This window comes from Microcystis sp. M_QC_C_20170808_M3Col, assembly GCF_007095505.1.
Lineage (GTDB): Bacteria > Cyanobacteriota > Cyanobacteriia > Cyanobacteriales > Microcystaceae > Microcystis.
The window spans coordinates 1-4,099 of the sequence record NZ_SFBY01000192.1 but is presented as its reverse complement, the minus strand read 5'-3'; the positions used below and the strand labels follow the sequence as shown (position 1 = coordinate 4,099).

The following is a 4,099-nucleotide window of genomic DNA, read 5'->3' as shown; positions in this document are numbered from 1 at the left end:
GTAAATTCGGCACTTCCTCCTTGATGTTTTTTCCTAAAGTTGGGATACTTAGTACGACCAGCAAAGAAGTTAGTAAAAGCTGTTTGTAAATGTCTTAACCCTTGTTGTAAAGGTACACAACTAACTTCATTGAGAAAGTCTAATTCTTCTTGCTTTTTCCACTCGGTTAGCATTGAAGAGGTTTCAGTATATCCTACTCTTTCTTGTCTTTCATACCATGCTTGTGTTCTGACATGGAGAGCTTTATTGTAAACCAATCTTACACAGCCCAAAGTGCGCCGCAATAGCGACTCTTGTTCTGGTGTTGGGTAAAATCGGAACGAGTAGGCTTTTTCCATGTCTCACATTTTAGCATATATTTGGTAAATGCGCTAGTATTTAACGGTAAAGCCGTCGTGAAACGACGGGGTTTCAGACCCAAAATTTTCGATGAAAAACTTCGCCAAAGATATACGGAATTAATCGAAGCCCAATATAGTCCCGATCTGACTGCCGTGCAGAACTTTATCCAGAAAAATAACATTCGTTTTTGGTTACTCGATCGCTCCGCTTTTTCCCCAGACTACCCAATCGATAAAGTTGGCCTTCAATCCTTTGGATCGGTAACTTCTCGTGCGGTAGAAAGACTTCGCACGGGAACTCCCCTCGTTTTATCCGAGTTGAGCGAGAGTTGTTCGGTTGTGGAATCGAAAAATATTATCCTCTTAGATGCTCGATGTATTCTCGATGCAAAAAACCCAGTTCGGTAGTTGGGCGGGGATTAGATAACGTCAGTTCAGGTTAAGGATATTTTGCCATGACTTCCACGCAGGAATAGGGCTGACCGGCCACGGTAAAATAATGGTTTCGGCTTTTATCCCGAACTCAGGTTAGTTCTGCCATGGCAATTCTACAAATCCGCTTAATTTGACGGCTTTTTACGATCCTCTGCGGCTGCTTCTTCTGGAATTTGCACTGGGGTCTCTTCCGTCAAAATATTAGGCACATCATCACTTAAACTAGCCGTTTGATAAACCCGCTCACTTTTGCCGAATAAAGTTTTCATATCTTGGGAATAATTAGAAGTGATCGATAATAAAGCTCCCGCAAAAATATAGAGAGGTAAAGGCAAAATAAAACCCTTCGCCCACTGATAAAATTCTACCAATAAAAACAACAATACACAACCCACAACCCATACTTTCATCACAGTTTTTTCTCCTATTTTTACGAGAAAAGGTGAGCAAAAAGCCCACCTTTTATTTAACTAATTCCAGTTAGAATTTATTCCATCACGGGAGCGATTAACTCGCGTCTTTCTCCCGAAATAACTTTCACCTTACCTTCCTCATCGATATCGACCATGGCAGTATCACCATCACCCACGCGTCCGGAGAGAATTTCCTCAGCCAGAACATCTTCCAAGAGACGCATAATCGCACGACGTAAGGGACGAGCGCCGTAGGCCGGATTATAACCTTCCTCGATCAAGCGTTCTTTAAACTTATCAGTAACAGACAAAGTAATATTTTGTTCTGTCAGACGTTTAAACACATCCTTGAGCAGGATTTCGGCGATTTCCTTGACTTCTTCCTTATTGAGTTGACGGAAGACAATAATCTCATCAAGACGGTTAAGGAATTCCGGACGGAAATATTGTTTTAATTCCTCATTAACCAGCGATCGAATGCGATTATACTGGGCCTCGGCCTGATTATCGGCAAACTCGAAACCTAAACCACCGCCACCCTTCTCGATCACTTTAGAACCGATGTTCGAGGTCATGATCAACAGGGTATTTTTAAAGTCCACCGTGCGACCTTTGGCATCGGTCAAACGTCCATCTTCAAGGATTTGCAGAAGCATATTGAAGACATCGGGGTGAGCTTTTTCGATTTCGTCGAATAGCACCACCGTATAAGGACGACGACGCACCGCTTCCGTTAATTGTCCCCCTTCGTTGTAACCAACGTAACCCGGAGGCGAACCGATTAACTTAGAAACCGTGTGCCGTTCCATGTATTCCGACATATCGAGACGGATCATCGCATCTTCCGAACCAAAGAAATAAGCGGCCAGAGCTTTAGTTAACTCGGTTTTACCTACCCCCGTCGGACCGGAGAAGATAAAGGAAGCAATGGGACGGTTGGGATTTTTCAGACCGACGCGAGCGCGACGAATGGCGCGGGACACTGCTTTAACTGCGTCCTCTTGACCGATGAGACGCTGATGCAGGGTATCTTCCATGTGCAGCAGTTTCTCGGATTCGGTTTCGGTCAGTTTATTGACGGGAACCCCAGTCCAAGAAGCGACGATGTGAGCGATTTCCTCCGCGTCAACAAAGGGTTCGTCGTTGCCATCTTCGCCTTTTTTGGTGGAAGCGAGATTACGGATCTGGGTTTTGATTTCCATTTCCCGATCGCGCAATTCCCCGGCTTTCTCGAAGTCTTGACCGCGCACCGCGTCATCTTTTTGTTTGAGAATTTGCCGCAGTTCTTTATCTAATTCCTTGGCTGCCGGTGGCAATTGGGAATTAATCAAGCGCACTCTCGAACCAGCTTCATCGATTAAATCGATCGCCTTGTCCGGTAAGAAGCGATCGCTAATGTAGCGATCGGACAATTTCGCCGCCGCTTCCAGGGCCTCATCTAAGATTTTTAGTTTGTGGTGCTGTTCGTAGCGTTCCCGGAGACCGTAGAGAATTTCGATCGTTTCTTCTACGGAGGGTTCACCGACCATAACCGGTTGAAAACGTCTTTCTAGAGCCGCATCCCGTTCGATATGTTTGCGGTACTCATCCAAGGTCGTCGCACCGATACATTGCAGTTCTCCTCGGGCCAAAGCCGGTTTGAGAATATTGGCCGCATCGATCGCCCCTTCGGCTGCCCCAGCACCGATGAGAGTATGAACTTCATCGATCACAAGGACGACGTTACCCGCTTGGCGAATTTCGTCCATGATTTTTTTGAGGCGTTCCTCAAATTCGCCGCGATATTTGGTTCCCGCCACTAGCAAGCCGATATCGAGGGTGACAACCCGTTTTTCTTCGAGAATGTCGGGAATATCCTTATTAGCGATGCGTTGGGCCAATCCTTCTGCGATCGCTGTTTTACCGACCCCCGGTTCCCCAATCAGGACTGGGTTATTTTTGGTACGACGGCCAAGAATTTGGATAACGCGCTCGATTTCCTTTTGTCGGCCGACCACGGGATCGAGTTTACCCTCGCTGGCCATTTGGGTTAGATTGGAACCGAATTCATCAAGAGTGGGGGTTTTAGTGCGACCTTGGGAAGATGAACCTGCGGCCACTTCGGCGGTTTCCCCTAACATTCTGATCACTTGGGTGCGAACTTTCGAGAGATCCACGCCGAGATTTTCCAGAACCCTAGCGGCCACACCTTCCCCTTCGCGAATTAGTCCTAAAAGGAGATGTTCTGTGCCAATATAGTTATGGCCCAGTTGACGGGCCTCTTCGAGGGAGAGTTCTAAAACTCGTTTGGCTCTGGGGGTGAAGGGAATTTCCACGGCTACGAATCCGGAACCGCGACCGATGATTTTCTCCACCTCCACGCGCGCATCTTTGAGATTGACACCCATGGACTTGAGGACTTTGGCGGCAACTCCCGTTCCCTCTCCAATTAGTCCTAGTAAAATCTGCTCTGTTCCCACGAAGTTATGGCCGAGGCGGCGAGCTTCTTCTTGGGCGAGCATGATTACTTTAATGGCTTTTTCCGTAAATCTTTCAAACATAGCCTATCCATCACCTACACAAGCGACCCTAGATATGCTGATTTTAGCACGCCTTTTTGGTTTAGCCGTCTTTCAGTGATCAGTTATTGGCGAGCGGCTTGGAAACCTGCCGATAAGTTGTTCACCCTTGCATAATCCCCTAGGGTCGTGGTCATCCCCTTGCCCATTTTCAGGTCAAAACTCGAAGTATAAGCAGATTAAATATTACTACCTATTGACAAATGAGTATTTTATGTTAAAGAACGGGGTGAGGTGGTGATTCGATAGTAGTGATGGGGCTTAATGCCTTGCCAATTGGGCATTGTAGTCGTGTATGAAATACCAGATAGCCCCGATATGATTATCCATTTTTTTGGAGAACGATAGACTC

Annotated in this window: 4 protein-coding genes; 1 reads left to right on the top strand and 3 read right to left on the bottom strand. The window is 46.5% G+C overall.

Annotation, left to right across the window (positions count from 1 at the left end; genetic code table 11):
- A partial coding sequence (locus EWV84_RS08545) for an RNA-guided endonuclease InsQ/TnpB family protein (RefSeq protein ID WP_287077658.1) occupies positions 1-338 on the bottom strand: 338 nt, incomplete at its 3' end.
- A 21-nt stretch (positions 339-359) separates the two neighbouring features.
- On the opposite strand from EWV84_RS08545, the gene EWV84_RS08540 reads away from it, so the two are divergent.
- Positions 360-749 carry a hypothetical protein gene (locus EWV84_RS08540; protein ID WP_287077657.1) on the top strand — a complete coding sequence of 130 codons (390 nt, stop codon included), beginning with the start codon at positions 360-362 and terminating at the stop codon, positions 747-749.
- Positions 750-901: 152 nt separating this feature from the next.
- Here the strand turns inward: EWV84_RS08540 and EWV84_RS08535 are convergent, their stop codons facing one another.
- Both EWV84_RS08535 and EWV84_RS08530 read right to left on the bottom strand, forming a co-directional pair.
- Positions 902-1,186, bottom strand: a complete 285-nt coding sequence (locus tag EWV84_RS08535) for a hypothetical protein (protein ID WP_287077656.1) — start codon at positions 1,184-1,186, stop codon at positions 902-904.
- Positions 1,187-1,263: 77 nt separating this feature from the next.
- Positions 1,264-3,729, bottom strand: a complete 2,466-nt coding sequence (locus EWV84_RS08530) for an ATP-dependent Clp protease ATP-binding subunit (RefSeq protein ID WP_287077655.1) — start codon at positions 3,727-3,729, stop codon at positions 1,264-1,266.
- Between the last annotated feature and the right edge of the window lie 370 nt (positions 3,730-4,099).